Here is a 16624-nt window from a genome sequence, read left to right on the forward strand (position 1 = left end):
CAGAACCCTTTTTTTCCAGAAAAGTTCCGAAAGGTTTATGAATGATTTTAGATAATGCTGACCATCTTACGTTAGTCTATGCCATATTTACGTAATATGTGGCTAAAATATCGAAGATAGTGTATATTATTCGCACTTATATTATTGATTTAGAACTACGAAGGAGGAAAATAAATGGAACCACTCATGGGCATGGGTGTTCTAGCACTTATGGGCGCTGCCGCAACTATTGCTGGCACAACTGAGGATCTCGAATCTGATGTCGGATCTCAGAGTAACCCAAATTCACAAGTACAGCTAGCTCCCCAGATGATGTATCCACATAGGATCTACAACAAAGCAATTTCTGGTGAACCACCATCGAATGCACTGATCTGTGCTATTGGCGGAACCGTGGCATCTGTATTGATGACCGCAAGTCTGTCTGTGATCTTTGCTATCGCTATTGGTGCACTTGTTGCTACCGCAGTACACGGAACATATTGTATTACGGCTTACATGGGCCGTACCGCAAGTCAGAAACGTTTCAGACAACCAATCTACCTTGATATTCTCAGATCACATACGCCAGTGATGATGGGATATGCATTCATTACAACATTCTGTATCCTTGTTGTATCATACATTATGGTGGCCGTTCTTGCACATCCTTTCCCACTTACGCTTCTTGCGTTCATTTGGGGAATCACTGTCGGAGCTATCGGTTCATCCACTGGTGATGTTCATTATGGTGCAGAGCGTGAATTCCAGAACGTTGAGTTTGGATCAGGTCTCAATGCTGCAAATTCCGGTAACATTGTAAGGAAAGCAGAATCTGGTCTTCGTAATGGTATCGACAATTCATGGTTCTGTGCAAAGTTCGGAGGCCCAGTAACCGGTCTTGCATTCGGTATGACCGTTTTCTTAAGCGGTTGGGTAACAGCTGTTTTTAACCCTGCTACCAGTCTCACAATGGGATGGCTTTCAGTTGCAGCAGGGGTAATTTTGGTGTTACTTATGATCATCTGGAACAGAAAGATCGAAGTAGCAGCACGTAAGGCATTTGGTCCTTACAAGGAAGAAGAGGAGGTCGCTGCATGATAGATGTAGCAGGAATTATCGCAGAGAACATTTTATACATCGCAATGGTAACCCTTGGCGGTATGCTTATTTCATGGAGTGTTCACTTCGTGCCTGTAGGTGGAGCACCTGCAGCTATGGCTCAGGCAACCGGTATTGGTACCGGTACTGTACAATTGGCTGCTGGAGCAGGTCTTACAGGGCTTGTGACCGCAGGAGCCGTTATGGCAGTATCTGATAGTCCCCTACTTGTCGTTGCATCCGGTGGAGTCGGTGCAATGATCATGATATCTGTAACAATGATCGTGGGGACATGGGTTTACGTATATGGTGTTGGTGTACCACCAGCATCCGCAAAAGTAGACTATGACCCTATCACAAAAGACAGGCAGGACATCTATGTTTCACAGGGTACTGAGGGACACGGACTTCCAACCGTCTCATACGTAAGTGGTGTTATCGGCGGTGCTCTTGGTGGCATTGGCGGTTCAGTTATCTACTTCGCTCTCATGAGCACCAGTACTGGTCTCACCCAGAGTAACCTTGTAGCACTTGCAAGTATCTTCGCTGTAGGTATCTTTTTCGTGAACGCTGTTATTCCTTCATACAACATTGGAGGAACCATCGAAGGTTTCCACGACCCTAAGTTCAAGAAATGGCCAAAGGCAGTTCTTGCATCCTTTGTGGCAACATTGATGTGTGCTTTCGTTGGTATAATCACTATCGGAGGTCTCTGATATGTCCGCAGGAGGAGCTGGTGGAGAAGCCACAGGTGGCATTCCACAGAATAAGTTGATCGCTCTGGGAACTCTCGGAGGTCTCGCAGGAGCATACGGAGGTCATTTCCTTTCCGTTGCATCACCCGCATTCGCATTCATTGGTGCACTTGGCGCTATCTGTGCGATCGTTTGGGGAGGTGCAGCTGTCAGGCGTGTAGCAAGTTACGGTCTTGGTACCGGTGTTCCATCCATTGGTATGATGGCACTTGGTATGGGTGTTGTTGCATCCATGTTCGGACTTGCAGTAGGCGGCATTGCCGGACCTATCGTAGCATTTATTACAGCAGCAATTATCGGACTTGTCATTGGTGTACTCGCTAACAAGGTCCTTGGAATGGGCATTCCTATTATGGAACAGTCCATGACAGAGATCGCTGGTGCAGGTGCGCTTACCATCATCGGCCTTAGTGTCGCAATGACAGGTACCTTCATGTTCGATGCAGTACTGGAAACCGTTGTTGCAACCGGATACATTGCAGTTATCTTCATCGCTGGTGGTATGGCAATTCTCCATCCATTCAATGCGAACCTTGGCCCTGATGAAAAACAGGACAGGACATTGATGACCGGTGTTGAGAAAGGTGCGATCACAATGGTCGTTGCAGGTATCGTAGCAACCGTCGCAGATGGCGCATCCGCGATTCCATCTATACTGATCGGTGTTATCATCTGGTACATTGCATTCAGTAAGTATGTCAAACTCGTTAACAGAGACGCATATAAGGTTCTTGGAACCGGTCTTCTGCCTACTGAGGAGGAATTAGAATGAGCATGGTACACGTAGCACCAGAAGCACATCTTGTATTGGACCCACTTACATCAGTTCTGGCAGCAGAACGTGAGGACATCATCTGTTACTCAATGGACCCTGTCATGGAACAGGTAAATGAACTTGATAAGATCGCTGATGATCTGGTCAATTCACTTTCACCTGACATGAAGCTTTTGAACGCCTTCCCAGGAAGGGAAGAAACAGCATTAAAAGCAGGTTTCTACGGTAACACTTTCTATGGTGTTATAGTCGGTCTTATCTTCTCAGGTATGGTAGCATTGACACTATACATCCTCAGTTTGATTGGAGGTCTATAATATGGTAGATAAAAGAGAACCAGCAGTAGACTGGCCAACCCTAAAAGGTGAATACGAGGTAGGGGACGTAAAGAACTGCGTTGCTGTTATCACCTGTGGATCACACATACCTGGCGGCCCACAACTTGAAGCAGGAGCTGCAATTACAGGTCCATGTAAAACAGAGAACCTTGGTCTGGAGAAGGTCGTTGCACAGATCATTGGAAACCCTAACATCAGATTCGTGATCATTACCGGTTCCGAAGTCAAAGGACACATTACCGGTGAAGCGTTCATGATGGTCCACAAGAACGGTGTAAGTGATAACCGTATTGTGGGTGCAACAGGTGCTATTCCTTATGTTGAGAACCTCACTGATGAAGCGGTCGAAAGACTTCAGCAGCAGGTTGAAATGATCGACATGATCGGTACCGAAGATATGGGACAGATCGTTGCAAAGATCAAAGAATGTGTGGCAAAAGACCCTGGAGCACTTGATGTTGATCCTATGGTCCTCGAAGTCGGCGAAGCTGACGGCGAAGGTGAGGAAGAGGCCGGCGGACTTAAGCCAATGGCAGCTGAGATCGCAACTATCAGGAACAGGATCCTTGATATTGACAGAGAAATGGTCATTGCCGGTAACTGGAACAAGTACCACGCAGGCGTACACGCAGGTAAGGTCGAAGGTATCATGATCGGTCTTGCAATTACGCTGTCACTACTTGGCCTATTGTTATTCGGGAGGTAATTGACATGGCAGAAGAAATAGAATCTGGACAGGGAGTCCCAATGGTAATCAACCCACAGATGGGTGCCATTGAAAACGTTGTCGATAGAATTCGATACAGGGCTCAGCTTATCGCAAGGAACCAGAAGCTCGACTCCGGAGTTAATGCCACAGCTGCAACCGGCTTCATTGTCGGTTTTGGATTCGCAGTTCTGATGGTACTGATACTCCCATTGATCATCTGGCAGGTAGGTGGTGTAATATGAGCGACGCAAAGAACACAACACCGAGTGTTGTAACAGACCCTGCAGATTTCAATGAGGTTCTTGAGAAGCTCAATTTGATCGACGAGAAGATCGAATTCGTAAACAGTGAGATCGCACAGAGGATCGGAAAGAAATTAGGTAGGGATATAGGCATAATGTACGGAGCAATAGCTGGTATATTGATATTCTTGATCTACATTTCACTCTCTCCTATACTCATCTGATAAGAGGTAATAACATGTTTAAATTTGACAAGAAACAGGAAGTATTCGAGGTTGGCGGCGTCAAGTTCGGCGGTCAGCCCGGGCAGTACCCAACAATTCTGATCGGTTCAATGTTCTACAACAGACACAAGATCGTGACCGATGAAGATGAGGGAGTTTTCGACAAGGAAGCAGCAGACAATCTCTGGAACCACATGCTTGAGATGACCGATGTAACAGGTAATCCATGCGTTAACCAGATCGTCGGTGAAACACCACAGGCTATCAAGAAATACATCGATTGGTTCGTTGCAGAAGATGACAAGACACCTTTCCTTATCGACTCATCCGCAGGCGAAGTACGTGCTGCAGCAGCAGAATACGTTACAGAGATCGGTGTAGCTGACAGGGCTATCTACAACTCTATCAACGGCAGTATTCATGACGATGAGATCGAAGCTATCAGAAAGAGTGATATCAATGCTTCTATCGTCCTTGCGTTCAACGCAACAGACCCAACCGTAAAAGGAAAGCTTGAGGTTCTTGAGACCGGTGGTCCAGGTCAGACCATGGGTATGCTCGACATCGCAAAGGACTGTGGCATCACAAAACCACTCATTGATGTAGCTGCAACTCCACTCGGAGCAGGCGCTGGTGCATCCATGAGGGCAGTAATCGCTGTAAAGGGTCACTTCGGTCTCCCTGTAGGTGGCGGATACCACAACCTTGCTTCTGCATGGGACTGGATGAAGGATTACAAGAAGGGCTTCGAAACAAAAGAGCAGCGTAAAGCAGTTTACATGCCAGCAGATATCGGAACGAACCTTGTTCCACAGACACTCGGTTCCAACTTCCAGCTGTTCGGTCCTATCGAGAACACTGACACAGTCTACCCTGCGACCGCAATGGTAGATATCATCCTTGCAGAGACCGCAAAAGAGCTTGGTCTTGAGATCATGGATGAGAACCACCCAATCAACAAGCTGGTCTAAACAACCAGCTTTTCATTTTCTTTTTTTTCATTAACTTATTTCTAACTTCCTGATCTGATTTTGGTTTCCTCTTCTGGTCATAAGAGTTGTAAAACTCCAAAAGTAATTATTCCTGCATATGATTTTCTTTAGAAAAATAGTGAATGAAGTGGCATTTTATTTATACGGTGGGTTCAAATTACGCCTTATGAATCACAAAAATTTTCCTACACTCATTTTTGCCATCATGATAGGTCTTGCAATTATACTGTTACTTTACCTATTGTTATTCGGGAGATAATTGACATGGCAGAAAAATAAAATTCGGAACGAAGTCTCAATATTCATTAGCCTACAGACACCCGGTCTTGATATCATGGATGAGATCAACTCAATCAACAAGCTGATTTAAACAACCAGCTTCTCATTTTTTAAAACCCCACATGCTTTGTTCAAGAGCAGCATGCATGTAAAAAAGTGAGAATTAAGGTCGATCCTCGATCATCTCAAAAAAAGCTTTGTTCAATGTAGAATTGAGGTCAATGCCCAGTTCCTCTACGGTATATCCAAAAGCAAGGCCCAATAATTGTGTGTAATGTAGCACCGGTATTGAATGCTCTGTGCCATCTCTTTCATTAAGGTCAGTTTGTCCCACATCAAGCTGCATATGGCAGAACGGGCATGCATTGACAATACAATCAACCCCTGCTTCTTCTATCATTGACAATTTATGCTCTGTGAGGGCAAGGGCCTCATCACTCAAAGCAGACCTGACCCCTCCGCCAGCACCGCAACATTCCATCTTATCAGGATAATCCACACTTACTGCGCCTGTGGCCTCAACAAGTTCATCAAAGAAAGAAGGCCTTTCCACACTCATGCCTACCCTTCCCTTTGAAGGTTTCAGCAGGTGACAGCCATAATGCACAGCAACCCTGATCTCCAGGGGGTTTGTGACAAGCTCACGTATATTTTCGGGCTCTATTTCCTGATACAAGAACTCCGTAATATGGCGAATATCCTGTGTACCTTTAAATTCCCTGTCTACGGCTGCAAGGTGGGAATTAACACTTTCCTTAAGGTCCTCGTCAGCTTTCAATTCATTATTTGCATCGGCAAGGGACCCATAACATCCATTACAGATAGTAAGCATGTCACGTCCAAGATCTTCGGTTAATGAAATATTCCTGCTGGACAGGGCAAGCCATGTGGTCTTATCGAACGACCGAAGAATTCCCGGTGCCGGACAACATGAAGCCCCTTCAAGATCGACACAATCGATATCCAATTTCTCAAGGCATAGCTTTGTGCTTTTTTCAATACCTGGGTATCGATTAGGGATCACACACCCGAGAAACAGCGACAATTTGTTCATTTCGTGTTCCTTCCTTGCAGATTCACTCATTTGACATCAACTCATCGAATTTACAGTTGGCAAGTAACTTCTTAACTTCACTCAATGCATTCGGGAAACTGTGTACTGTAGGTGGCAAAGCATCCATCCCAAGTGCTTCTCTCTTTGCTTTGTTCTCAGCATTTATGGGCACTGCATGTCCATGTTCGACCAGCAATTTACCCACGGTGCGATGTTCCTTAAGGATAATTCCTTCCTGTACTGCTATTGCACGTATCTCAAAAATAGCATCAACAATATCAATTCCCCTCGGGCAACGTTCCTGACAATTGTAACATGTTGTACACGTCCAAAGGGTCTCATCAGAAAGCACAGATTCACCTTTGCGAGCCTTCCTGAGCAAATTCCTTACATTCAGGCTCGTATGCCTTCCAGATGGACAACTGCCGGTACAAACACCACAATGCATGCATTTGAGAATATCAGTTCCCGTTTTATCCAGCCTGGATAGAAAAGTTGATCCATTTGTAGCAGACATTAAAATGATTTATCCTTTCATACCTAATAAAAGATGTCGTTGTATTCTTACAAGCTGGGACTTTATGTCAATGATGCCTATGAATAATTTATTTACGTATCCATACTTAAATTACTTTCAACCCGCTCGCTCTATATACTAATAGGAAAAAGACCTAATTGTACGTCATGATGGAGACTTGAACTATGCCCGCATATACTGTTACAGAACTGAACAACCTCATCAAGAACACCCTGGCGAACAATCCTAAACTTAATCAGATCTGGGTGCAGGGGGAGATCTCCAATCTTACAAAGCATAGTTCGGGTCATTATTATTTTACGGTCAAGGATGGAAAAAGTCAGATAAGTTGTGTCAGCTTCAAGTCTGTGAATAGGAATCTCCGGTTCGAGCTGGAATCGTCCATGAAGGTTCTGGTATTCGGTTCAGTGGATGTGTATGTGGTACGCGGGCAGTATCAACTCTATGTTCAGGACATTCGTCCCGATGGTGTGGGCGAGCTATACAAGGCTTATGAGCAGCTCAAGAACAAGCTTGAGAAAGAAGGTCTCTTCAGTGATGTTCACAAAATACCAATACCTGAATATCCTCTGAGGATCGGGGTTGTAACTTCTCCTACGGGAGCTGCGATACATGATATTCTGAATGTTATCGGTCGCAGGTATCCGGTCAATATCCTATTAAGCCCTGCCATTGTTCAGGGTGAGAGGTCTGCGGAAAGTATTGTCAGGTCCATTGAACTGCTTAACCAGACCGATGTTGATGTTATCATTGTAGGGAGGGGCGGTGGTTCTCTTGAAGACCTGTGGTCTTTCAATGAAGAGGTGGTCGCAAGGGCTATTTTCAATTCCAAAAAACCGATAGTTTCCGCTGTGGGGCATGAAACGGATTTTACCATTGCTGATTTTACTGCTGACATGCGTGCTCCGACCCCCTCTGCTGCGGCAGAACTTGTAGTGCCGGATCAGAAAGAGGTAAAAAGGCATCTTGCAACATTGTCCTCCCGATTGGAAAAGGAGGTGGGGCATGTTATTTCAGAAGGGAAAGGTCGGCTGGAACATGCCCGGAAGAAACTGGAGCCGCAACATATCATGGACATGCTGATGCAGGATTCGCAGTATCTGGATGAGCTTACCATGAAACTTACCTCTTCCATGGGAAAGATCATAGAGAATAAAGCGTTCGAACTTAAATTCCATTCGTCCAGGCTCAATGCTGTAAGTCCCCTGAACACGATCCTAAGGGGGTATAGTATAGCTTTAGACCCTGAAAAGAAGGTATCTATCTCAAGTGTTAGCGAGCTGAAGGAGAACGCGCAATTGGATGTTATTGTCAATGACGGGATATTTGAGTGTAAGGTTGAAAATATAATCCATGATAGGAAGAAATACCTGCATTATGAAGGGTGATAATATGGGAACTACAAAGAAGACCAAGTCTGAGAAAGAGGCGACAGAAAAAGAACAGACCTTCGAAGCATCTCTGGAGGAGTTAGAACATCTCGTGGATCTGCTTGAAAGAGGGCAGCTTACACTTGATGAAAGTATTGAGACCTTTGAGAAAGGTATGAAACTGGCACTGCTTTGTAATCAGAAGATCGAGGATTCCGAGAAGAAGGTCGAGGTTCTGATGGAAAGAAGCGGAAAGCTTGTAACAGGACCATTCAATGGGTCCGATCAGTGAGATGATCTTGCAATATATCGTGTTACTGGCAGTATTGGTGGTGGCATGGGTGTGCTGAATTCGAGAAAGTATAAGTAATCCTTATGCATATAGAAAATTATAATGCCCGAACTTCAGAATTTGCCGTGTTGTATTGAGGGACTTGATGAGATACTTGGTGGTTTTAGAACCCCCTCGACAATCCTTGTTGCCGGTACAGCCGGGGTCGGTAAGACCACAATGGCACTTCAGATGCTTTCAAATGCCGCAAAGAACGGAGAGAAAGTGCTGTACATACCGCTTACAACAGAGACATCTGAAAGATTCGAGAAATTACAGTCTGTTTTCCCGTTTCTCTTCGAGAATGTCAGTATCCATCCTTTAAGCAGACAGGCTGCTGAAAAGGATCCACTGAGCATGTTGATCGAAATGGGGAATGTTATCACCTCAGAAAATCCTGGCCGCATTGTCATTGATCCTATAACTCCTATGGGATTTGGTTTTGTTGAACAGGAAAGAAGGCGCTTTTTCTATACGCTTGACTCCATGCTCAAGGAATCGAATGCTCTTGTGATACTGACAGGTGAACTTCTGGAAGAACAGATACATGGGTCTGTGGTAAGTCACCTTACTGATGGTATCATTTACCTGTCAAGAGAGAATTCCGGTTATCATACTGCACATAAAATGAGAGTTCTTAAAATGCTGGGACTCGACCTCCAAAAGAGGGGGATAAGCACTGCCAGGGATTACAGTTATGATGTAAGCTCTGAAGGGTTCGTTGTCTATCCTCGTCTGGTAAGTTCGAAACGGGATGAGGTAGCTGAAATAAAGATAAGGTCTGGAATGGACAATTTCGATCTTATGCTCTACGGAGGCATAATTGCAGGGAGCAGTATGCTCGTTGCAGGTGAGCCTGGCTCGGGTAAGTCGATCTTCGCATGGAACTTCATTATGGAAGGGCTCAGTAATGGTGAAAATGGGGTGATAGTATCCTATGGTGAAAGGCCGGAACAGATCATCAGGGAAGCGGCAAAGTTCAACTGGGATATGCAAAAGTATGTCGATTCCGGGCAATTACGGTTCATTCATTCCAATCCTGAGGAAATTCATCCTGCGGAACATGCAATAAGACTAAAGGAACTCATAGATGAACTTGGTATTACGCGCATTGTTCTGGACGGCCTTGTTAATCTGGAGATCACATTCCCCGATGATATCAAACTTCGTGGATATCTGCTTAGCCTTATAAATTATCTCAACAGTATGGGCGTATCCTCAGTTTTTACAACAGAACTGGACCCGCAGACGGGCAGGATCATGAGCAATGAAGCATCATTTATCATGGACACTGTGATAACCCTTACGCAGATACTCTGTTCCAATGAGTTCAAAAGGTATTTGAGGATACTGAAATCCAAAGGTTCTCGCCATGGTTTGATCATGCGGGAATACACGATCTCTGACACTGGTATCAAGCTTCAGTGTGATGTGTTGCCTTGAACGGCAGGATCAGTAAAAGAGGTATAAAAGTAGCATAATACTACTTTCATTTTTATATTGATAGTACGGTTCTTGTGACCGTTGTGCCAAGTTCTGTGAGTTTGTAAACTCCACTTTCCTCAACGATAAGCTCTTTTGCGGCAAGTTCTTCGAGTATCTTATCCGCAGATATTTTTGCAATATGCATGTTCTTAGCGATGCGTGCTCCTTCCAACTGTCCTCTGGATTCGAGTAAGGCCAATAATTTCTGTCTGTTCTTGTTTCCGGTAACAAAACCCATTAATTCTTCCATTTTCTCACCATATACAGTTTACTACTACATCATATAACTATATTCGTACAGTCGTTCTTCCGTTGTTGCAATGTGCGATAGGAATACTTTTATTACCTGTAAAGCATATCTATGCGTGGCGGGCTAGTCTGGGTAGGCCGGCGTTACCTGTAACCCGAAATCGCCGATATGCGGGAGACGAAGCCAAAAGAAGTTGTTTTGATCAGATTCAAACCTGTGATTTCAACGTAGAAGCCCCGTCCTGCTTGGATGATGTTGGTAGGAGGACCAATTGGAGAATTGGTTCACCTATCTTTGCAGTGGGAACCAGTCGAGGCCCGGAAGGGAGCAGACCTACCATTGACATTTGTCGCTTGGAGGGCTGCGGGGTGGAGGAGAGGTCACAGATCATTTGGGTCGGTGATGTTCAGCAACTCGCGGTATGCCCGCCACTTTGCACTTTTAACGAAAAGCGTTAAATAATGCTATTGCCTTTATGGAATCGCATTGGCGTGACAATAACTCTTAATGACGAGATAGCCAAGCCCGGTATGGCGCAGGATTGCTAATCCTGTGGTGCCCGGCACCTCGGGGGTTCGAATCCCCCTCTCGTCGTCCTTTTATATCTTTTGTTGACTATGCCTTTTCTAATTATGATCGAACAATGAACTGTGGTAGGCTGAGATAATGGTCGATGGTAAACTGATAATCCCTGTGCTCAATGAAGTGCCTGTGAATAAAAAGGGCAGCAGCAAGTCTGATGGTTGTGGCGGTTGTTCAGGTGGCACCTGTGGTGCATTCGGAATACGTGCAGGTTCTGAAAAGAACGAAGTACTCAGGAACATCCTTATCTTCGCAATAATGGGAATTGGAATGGTCGTTGGAGTATATCTTATTGTTAAACTGCTGAATCTGGTTTCCGGGAACTGAACAGTTTATTCTTTTAGATGGTATGGTATCCTCACTTCTTGCCCGCACTTAAGGCATGTTATGGTCATATACCTTCCATGAAGTCTTACTCTTGAACTGCTTCCGGGAACAAGGTATGAGCTACATCCTCTGCACATTTTACGTTTCAGGGACGATGGGAATCGCAAGCGGTACTTCATACCGATACGCCTTGCCAGCTGGACGTATCTGTCGCTTCTTTCAGGGTTGGATCTGTATTCCTCGGCTGCCAGTTTGAACAGACGTTCGATCCTCTCAGTCGCCACATCTTTAATAATATTTTTTTGTTTCTTTTTCATTCGGGACATGTACCTATTACCTATTGTGTATACACATGATCATTTTAAAGAATTATCACGTCGATGTTAGGATCCTTTGCATTGATGAGCTCTTTGAACTTCAGTGGATCTGCATCAGTACCTTCAACAAGGCCATAATGCATGGGAATTGCAACCTTTGGTCCTATGGAGATTGCTGCTTCTGCAGCCTCTTCTTCACTCATTGTAAAATCAGCACTTATGGGCAGAAGAACAACATCTGCATGTATCTCGGCCATTTCGGGGATCAGGTCTGAATCTCCTGCATGATATATCCTTATGCCTTCAAGTTCGACTATATAACCTACACCTTCCCCTCGTGGATGGTTTGGTTTATTCAGATTGTAAGAAGGCACGACCTCTATATCTACTCCCTTTATTGCCAGATTACCCGTGAGTTCATCTCCTTCAATGATCCTGCGTGCATCGCCTTTGAATTGTAATGACATCTTTTCCGGGATCAGTGTCGTTGTCATGCTTCCACGGACCGTCCGTATGGAACTTGGATCGCAATGGTCGAAATGTTCGTGTGTCAAAAGGATGATGTCAGCTTCATCTTCAGGACCGATCTCATCTGGAATTGCATATGGGTCAATATATATCACTTTTTTCTGCCCGCGCAATATGAATCCGGCATGGCCTAGCCATTCTATTGATACATTACCAATTGTTGTGCTTTTCATGGTCTGGTTTCCTGAAATGTTCTGTCAAATATGCATCTTCTGAACTTATTCTGGCATTAATGGTACAATATATCTTAAAACTGCCGAATTCCCTGAATTATGAATCTTATTTCGATAGGGTAATTTTTTACAAATAACACTGATAATATTTATATAGAAGAGGTTGTGTATATACAAACAGATGTGTTGTATATGCAGATTTTTACGTAACACTCAAAATAATAACGGCACAATCGAAAAACAGGAAGGGTCAAATAATGAAGATTAGAGTCGTAAGTTCAAAAGAAGAGATTAAGACGTTAAGCGAAAACGAAGAGATCGTCCACCTTGCATTCAGACCGTCAAACACGGATATTTTCGAGCTTGTTAAAAAATGTCCAAGTGTCAAAGCACTTCACATTCCAAGTTCATACAAGAAGACAATATCCAAGTCTGCAAAGATGTATCTTGAAATGCAGGACATAAATCTTCTCGAAGGCGATGTATGGGGCCACAGAAAGGATATCAACGAATATTCCGAAGTCTCTCAGGGCGTCTATGATCGAATAAAGGAGTACCGCGACGAAGGTATCTCTGAAGAAGAGATCAATGAGAAGATGGTCAGAGAAACCAGGCTTAGCCCGGATTTCATTGAATTCCTGATGAAGCAGTAATTTACTGCGCTTGAAAAACGAAAAAACGAAACCCCAAGAAGAAGGTCGGTATTTATACCGACCTCTCCCCACACTTTTTACATTTATTATTTTTACTGATCATTCATCAAATATCTGAACTACCAGTTCACGTGACCTCGAACGGTGGCGAGCGCCTGTTTTATATCTAAAATAAGACCTGGTCCTATTCAATAGTTGAGATGGCTACTATTGAAACAACTGCGTGATCAGCTATTTTGAAATGTCTTACTCTATATTTGTCAATTTAATGCCTGCAAGGGATACTGTCAGTACGAATAGCACTAAAGCTCCTAAAAAACCATATCCCTGTGGCTCCATGCCCGTTGCGTGGACCATTATAAGAAGCACTACGAATACAACGACCGAACCAATAGCCAGCAAGATTTCCATTGTCTTTTTGTTCATTGTACCTACATTATAAGCCTGATACATCAATGTAACGCCAGTGGAAGAAGGAATATAAGAGAGGACAACAATATCTAAACACAAAATTCATATGGTAAACACATGACAGAATTCGAGAGGGAACTTGTACTATCTTTCAATGCTTTTTTTGAAGATACTGATGTAAGGGGGATCGCACATAGGCTCAAACAGCATCGATTCACGCCGCAGTTCCTGGATGTACTGGTGGATTCCCTTAACCCGGATTACTATCTAGGCATAGAATGCAAGAGCATTTCGGTGGAAAAGGGTGCAAACGCACTTTATTTTACCCAGCATTTCACAGTTGATAAAAAGGGTGCTCATCAGATAGACCGCATATCTGACTTTCTGAGAAGGTCGGGGCGTACAGGCTATCTCGCGGTAGAATTAAGGATGGGGGCTGGAAAATCCAGAAAAGCACACATAATCCCCTGGGATGAGTTGAGGGAACGGTACCACGATGAAACATCGTTGAAATACACTGTTGAAGAGATACAGACCTATCCTGAGATGGAAAGGAAAAAAGGACATTATCTTATCGAACCTGCAAAATGGAGAGGCGGCATAAGAATTCTTGAGTAATGGTAAAAGGTGGCATATAAATGTTGGAAAGAATTCAGGAGATCAGATTAAAAGCTATGGAGTGTTCATCCATAATTAAAGATCAGGGTTCTGTATATGTGGTCTCACATATAGATGCGGATGGGTTGACCTCTGCAGGTATAATATGTAAAGCACTGGAGAGGGCAGGGATCGAACATTCCGTCCATTTTGTAAAACAGCTCGACGAGGTGGAGATCGAATCAATAGCGAACCTGAATCCGGAACTTGTCATTTTTACTGACCTTGGAAGCGGAATGATCGACTCTCTCAATGCTCACGGAATAAATGCAGTTATCGCTGATCACCATCAACCAAGGGGCGAACTGGAACATCACCTCAATCCTCATCTTTATGGATTCAATGGCTCATACGAGCTTAGCGGTTCTGGGATGACCTATATATTGGCAAATGCCCTCGGGGACAATAAAGATCTTGCAGACCTTGCTATAGTGGGCGCAGTAGGGGACCTTCAACATCTTAAAAAAGGCCATCTTACCGGTCTAAATCGATATATTCTCGAAGAGGGTGCCCAGGCAGGTGTTCTCAGTTTTGAAAAGGACATAATGCTTTTTGGAAAACAGACCCGTCCGGTCTTCAAACTTCTCCAGTTCGCATCAGACCCATATCTGCCCGGACTTACCGGTAATGAAGATGCCTGTATAGGATTTCTTCACGACCTTGGGATACAGTTCGGTGGAGACGAACGATGGAGGCGCTGGATCGACATCGGGCAGATGGATAAACAGAAGATCGTATCAGCTCTTGTCCAGTACTGCCTCCGTGCAGGTCTTCCTCCCTACAAGATCGAGCGTCTGATAGGGGAGGTGTATCTGCTTACCAATGAAAAAGAAGGTACCGAAATGAGGGATGCTTCCGAATATTCCACCTTGCTGAATGCAACTGCACGATATGGTCACGCTGATATCGGATTGGCAGTGTGCATGGGTGACAGGGGTGAAGCATACGAATCTGCAAAGAAGCTTCTGAGCGAGCACCGGCAGAACCTTGTCAATGGACTCATGTTTGTCAAAGAGCAAGGTGTGACCCAGCTCGACAATCTTCAGTATTTTGACGCGGGTTCGAGCATACTTGAGACCATCGTAGGCATTATTGCAGGCATGAGCACATCCGTTATCGGTAATCGGGATCTGCCCATAATCGCATTCGCAGACACAAAGGATGGCGTAAAAGTATCAGCACGCGGTACCCAGGACCTGATACGCAAAGGACTCAATCTCTCAGAAGCCATGTCAATGACCGCTGCAGAAGTCGATGGTGCAGGGGGCGGGCATGATATTGCAGCCGGAGCTACTATCCCTGAAAGTGCAAAAGAAGAGTTTATAATAAAGCTTGATGCCGTTATTGGCAAACAGCTAAAAAGATGAGGTTTAGATAATGTCCTCGATGTGCTTCATACTGTCAATGCCAATGAGCGCTGACATTGCACTGGTGCGGATCTCAAAGCCTTGTTCCTTTGCCATTGCCATGGGGTTGGTCCCTCCAATAACAACAACGCCTAAATGGTCACGTTCGACAGGAACATCCAGAACGCGCGTATTTGGCTCCCCTACTTCCATTATTCCGCTAAGACCGGCTTCCATCAGGTCTGAAAGGATATGGTCGATATCATCCCTTGCCACCAGGGGAGCTTCCCTGAGATTTGCAAGGATCTTGCCGGAACCTGTTCTCAGCATCTTCGTGACCGATGTTATGTCCTGGGACATTAGGACCTCGAGGGGGTCAATGGTGGTACTGGCGTAAGTGACCACATCAGTAAAACGAACCGGTTGCCCGTCCTTTATCTGTACCACTCCTCCAAAGCGAGGATTTATCATAACGCCGCCCTTCAAAAGAACTCCATCGATGGTTATGCTGCAAACAGTAGCAATTCCAACATCCCCTTGTGCTATCTTCAGATCGCCGATGGTCTCTCCGCTTTTTATTATTTTCAAGAAAGGGCTGACCGATAATCCGCTTCTGATGACAAGGTTATATACCTCCAGAACGGCCTCGAGATCTTCTTCCTTTACAAGGGACAGGTTCACTATCAGTTCGCCAGTCATATTTACCGGATCAAAAGTGGTCCTGTACATAAGGTCTTCAATGCGGGAGGAAGTGAATTGTACGCGATTGGGTTGTTTGATCATAGGTAGCTCTCGTTTCTCTAAAATAAGGAAATTACTGTATTAGAGTTTTGTGTCTGGGCTACAATGAAAAAAAGAAAGTTGTATTATCAGACATTGATAATACTTTCAAACACACCTGCAAAATTTTGAGGACTTTTAAGGAATTCAAGTTTTTCAGTATCATTCACAAGGTCGTACATGTCCCTGCCACAGAAAAGGCCAAATTCAGGAATGTCTGTCGGAGTTATGTACCTTATTTCAGGAAGTTTCTCATAACGGTGGTTCTTCACGAATCCGGACTCTAACAGATAATAAGCGCCTCCTTCCATATCTCTGAAAGGTGCATAACTGGAAGAAAAATCACAGCAGACCCAGTTTGCCATTTTAAGGATCTCATCGGACGCGTTGACCGTCACATGTCCGTAATCAGGAGGAATAAGTACAAT

General features: G+C 44.5%; 23 protein-coding genes, 1 tRNA gene and 1 other RNA gene. 17 read left to right on the forward strand and 8 right to left on the reverse strand.

What is annotated here, in order from left to right:
• Positions 1–174: 174 nt before the first annotated feature.
• Genes mtrE through mtrH form a run of 8 tightly spaced genes read left to right on the forward strand, consistent with a single transcriptional unit; the run spans position 175 to position 5094 of the window.
• Complete coding sequence (gene mtrE, locus QAS77_RS04000; protein ID WP_250867837.1) at positions 175–1080, forward strand: tetrahydromethanopterin S-methyltransferase subunit E; 906 nt, start codon at positions 175–177, stop codon at positions 1078–1080.
• Complete coding sequence (mtrD, locus tag QAS77_RS04005) at positions 1077–1796, forward strand: tetrahydromethanopterin S-methyltransferase subunit D (RefSeq protein WP_305064224.1); 720 nt, start codon at positions 1077–1079, stop codon at positions 1794–1796. Before mtrE ends, mtrD begins: the two co-directional genes overlap by 4 nt.
• A 1-nt stretch (position 1797) precedes the next feature.
• Positions 1798–2607 (forward strand): tetrahydromethanopterin S-methyltransferase subunit MtrC, encoded by an 810-nt coding sequence (mtrC, locus tag QAS77_RS04010; RefSeq protein WP_250867835.1) that lies wholly within the window; start codon positions 1798–1800, stop codon positions 2605–2607.
• On the forward strand, positions 2604–2927 hold the full coding sequence (locus tag QAS77_RS04015) for a tetrahydromethanopterin S-methyltransferase subunit B (protein WP_250867834.1): 324 nt from the start codon (positions 2604–2606) through the stop codon (positions 2925–2927). The genes mtrC and QAS77_RS04015 overlap by 4 nt, the downstream gene beginning before the upstream one ends.
• A gap of 1 nt (position 2928) precedes the next feature.
• Positions 2929–3654: a tetrahydromethanopterin S-methyltransferase subunit A gene (mtrA, locus tag QAS77_RS04020; RefSeq protein ID WP_305064225.1), complete on the forward strand. Its 726-nt coding sequence runs from the start codon at positions 2929–2931 to the stop codon at positions 3652–3654.
• 5 nt (positions 3655–3659) lie between these two features.
• Positions 3660–3899, forward strand: coding sequence for a tetrahydromethanopterin S-methyltransferase subunit F (locus QAS77_RS04025; protein WP_011499571.1), 240 nt, complete (start codon positions 3660–3662; stop codon positions 3897–3899).
• The gene (mtrG, locus tag QAS77_RS04030; RefSeq protein ID WP_250867832.1) at positions 3896–4123 is read left to right on the forward strand and encodes a tetrahydromethanopterin S-methyltransferase subunit MtrG; all 228 of its coding nucleotides are present in this window, start codon (positions 3896–3898) and stop codon (positions 4121–4123) included. Before QAS77_RS04025 ends, mtrG begins: the two co-directional genes overlap by 4 nt.
• 14 nt (positions 4124–4137) lie before the next feature.
• Positions 4138–5094: a tetrahydromethanopterin S-methyltransferase subunit H gene (gene mtrH / locus QAS77_RS04035; protein ID WP_250867831.1), complete on the forward strand. Its 957-nt coding sequence runs from the start codon at positions 4138–4140 to the stop codon at positions 5092–5094.
• A gap of 463 nt (positions 5095–5557) precedes the next feature.
• On the opposite strand, the gene hdrB is transcribed toward mtrH, so the two are convergent.
• Positions 5558–6448, reverse strand: coding sequence for a CoB--CoM heterodisulfide reductase subunit B (gene hdrB / locus QAS77_RS04040; RefSeq protein ID WP_250867844.1), 891 nt, complete (start codon positions 6446–6448; stop codon positions 5558–5560).
• Between the two features lie 22 nt (positions 6449–6470).
• On the reverse strand, positions 6471–6965 hold the full coding sequence (hdrC, locus tag QAS77_RS04045) for a CoB--CoM heterodisulfide reductase subunit C (protein WP_250867830.1): 495 nt from the start codon (positions 6963–6965) through the stop codon (positions 6471–6473).
• A gap of 185 nt (positions 6966–7150) precedes the next feature.
• Between hdrC and xseA the strand changes: the two genes are divergently transcribed.
• From xseA to QAS77_RS04060, 3 genes are all read left to right on the forward strand, one after another.
• Positions 7151–8374, forward strand: coding sequence for an exodeoxyribonuclease VII large subunit (gene xseA / locus QAS77_RS04050; protein WP_305064226.1), 1224 nt, complete (start codon positions 7151–7153; stop codon positions 8372–8374).
• Positions 8375–8378: 4 nt separating this feature from the next.
• Complete coding sequence (locus tag QAS77_RS04055; RefSeq protein WP_250867828.1) at positions 8379–8648, forward strand: exodeoxyribonuclease VII small subunit; 270 nt, start codon at positions 8379–8381, stop codon at positions 8646–8648.
• A 102-nt stretch (positions 8649–8750) separates the two neighbouring features.
• On the forward strand, positions 8751–10130 hold the full coding sequence (locus QAS77_RS04060; RefSeq protein WP_250867827.1) for an ATPase domain-containing protein: 1380 nt from the start codon (positions 8751–8753) through the stop codon (positions 10128–10130).
• A gap of 52 nt (positions 10131–10182) precedes the next feature.
• Here the strand turns inward: QAS77_RS04060 and QAS77_RS04065 are convergent, their stop codons facing one another.
• A complete protein-coding gene (locus tag QAS77_RS04065) occupies positions 10183–10422 on the reverse strand; it encodes a transcriptional regulator (RefSeq protein WP_305064227.1) in 240 nt (79 codons plus the stop codon).
• A 116-nt stretch (positions 10423–10538) separates the two neighbouring features.
• On the opposite strand from QAS77_RS04065, the gene ffs reads away from it, so the two are divergent.
• The 3 genes from ffs (at position 10539) to QAS77_RS04080 (ending at position 11331) form a co-directional block, all read left to right on the forward strand.
• An RNA gene (gene ffs, locus QAS77_RS04070) (signal recognition particle sRNA) lies at positions 10539–10853 on the forward strand.
• Between the two features lie 78 nt (positions 10854–10931).
• Positions 10932–11016 (forward strand) — tRNA-Ser (locus QAS77_RS04075).
• A 72-nt stretch (positions 11017–11088) separates the two neighbouring features.
• The gene (locus QAS77_RS04080; protein ID WP_250867825.1) at positions 11089–11331 is read left to right on the forward strand and encodes a hypothetical protein; all 243 of its coding nucleotides are present in this window, start codon (positions 11089–11091) and stop codon (positions 11329–11331) included.
• Between the two features lie 5 nt (positions 11332–11336).
• On the opposite strand, the gene QAS77_RS04085 is transcribed toward QAS77_RS04080, so the two are convergent.
• The gene (locus QAS77_RS04085; RefSeq protein ID WP_250867824.1) at positions 11337–11657 is read right to left on the reverse strand and encodes a ribonuclease P protein component 4; all 321 of its coding nucleotides are present in this window, start codon (positions 11655–11657) and stop codon (positions 11337–11339) included.
• Between the two features lie 35 nt (positions 11658–11692).
• Entirely contained in the window at positions 11693–12349 is a 657-nt protein-coding gene (locus tag QAS77_RS04090; protein WP_250867823.1) for an MBL fold metallo-hydrolase, read from the reverse strand.
• Between the two features lie 257 nt (positions 12350–12606).
• Between QAS77_RS04090 and QAS77_RS04095 the strand changes: the two genes are divergently transcribed.
• Positions 12607–13002, forward strand: coding sequence for a DUF1699 family protein (locus QAS77_RS04095; protein WP_250867822.1), 396 nt, complete (start codon positions 12607–12609; stop codon positions 13000–13002).
• 246 nt (positions 13003–13248) lie between these two features.
• Here QAS77_RS04095 and QAS77_RS04100 read toward each other — a convergent pair whose 3' ends face one another.
• Positions 13249–13428 (reverse strand): hypothetical protein, encoded by a 180-nt coding sequence (locus tag QAS77_RS04100; protein WP_250867821.1) that lies wholly within the window; start codon positions 13426–13428, stop codon positions 13249–13251.
• 102 nt (positions 13429–13530) lie between these two features.
• Between QAS77_RS04100 and QAS77_RS04105 the strand changes: the two genes are divergently transcribed.
• Complete coding sequence (locus tag QAS77_RS04105) at positions 13531–14031, forward strand: hypothetical protein (protein WP_250867820.1); 501 nt, start codon at positions 13531–13533, stop codon at positions 14029–14031.
• A 20-nt stretch (positions 14032–14051) separates the two neighbouring features.
• On the forward strand, positions 14052–15437 hold the full coding sequence (locus QAS77_RS04110) for a DHHA1 domain-containing protein (RefSeq protein ID WP_250867819.1): 1386 nt from the start codon (positions 14052–14054) through the stop codon (positions 15435–15437).
• Between the two features lie 3 nt (positions 15438–15440).
• On the opposite strand, the gene QAS77_RS04115 is transcribed toward QAS77_RS04110, so the two are convergent.
• A complete protein-coding gene (locus tag QAS77_RS04115; protein WP_250867818.1) occupies positions 15441–16199 on the reverse strand; it encodes a DUF128 domain-containing protein in 759 nt (252 codons plus the stop codon).
• A gap of 86 nt (positions 16200–16285) precedes the next feature.
• A partial coding sequence (locus QAS77_RS04120; protein WP_305064228.1) for a glucose-6-phosphate isomerase family protein occupies positions 16286–16624 on the reverse strand: 339 nt, incomplete at its 5' end.

The sequence above is a fragment of the Methanococcoides sp. genome (assembly GCF_030594565.1).
Lineage (GTDB): Archaea > Halobacteriota > Methanosarcinia > Methanosarcinales > Methanosarcinaceae > Methanococcoides > Methanococcoides seepicolus.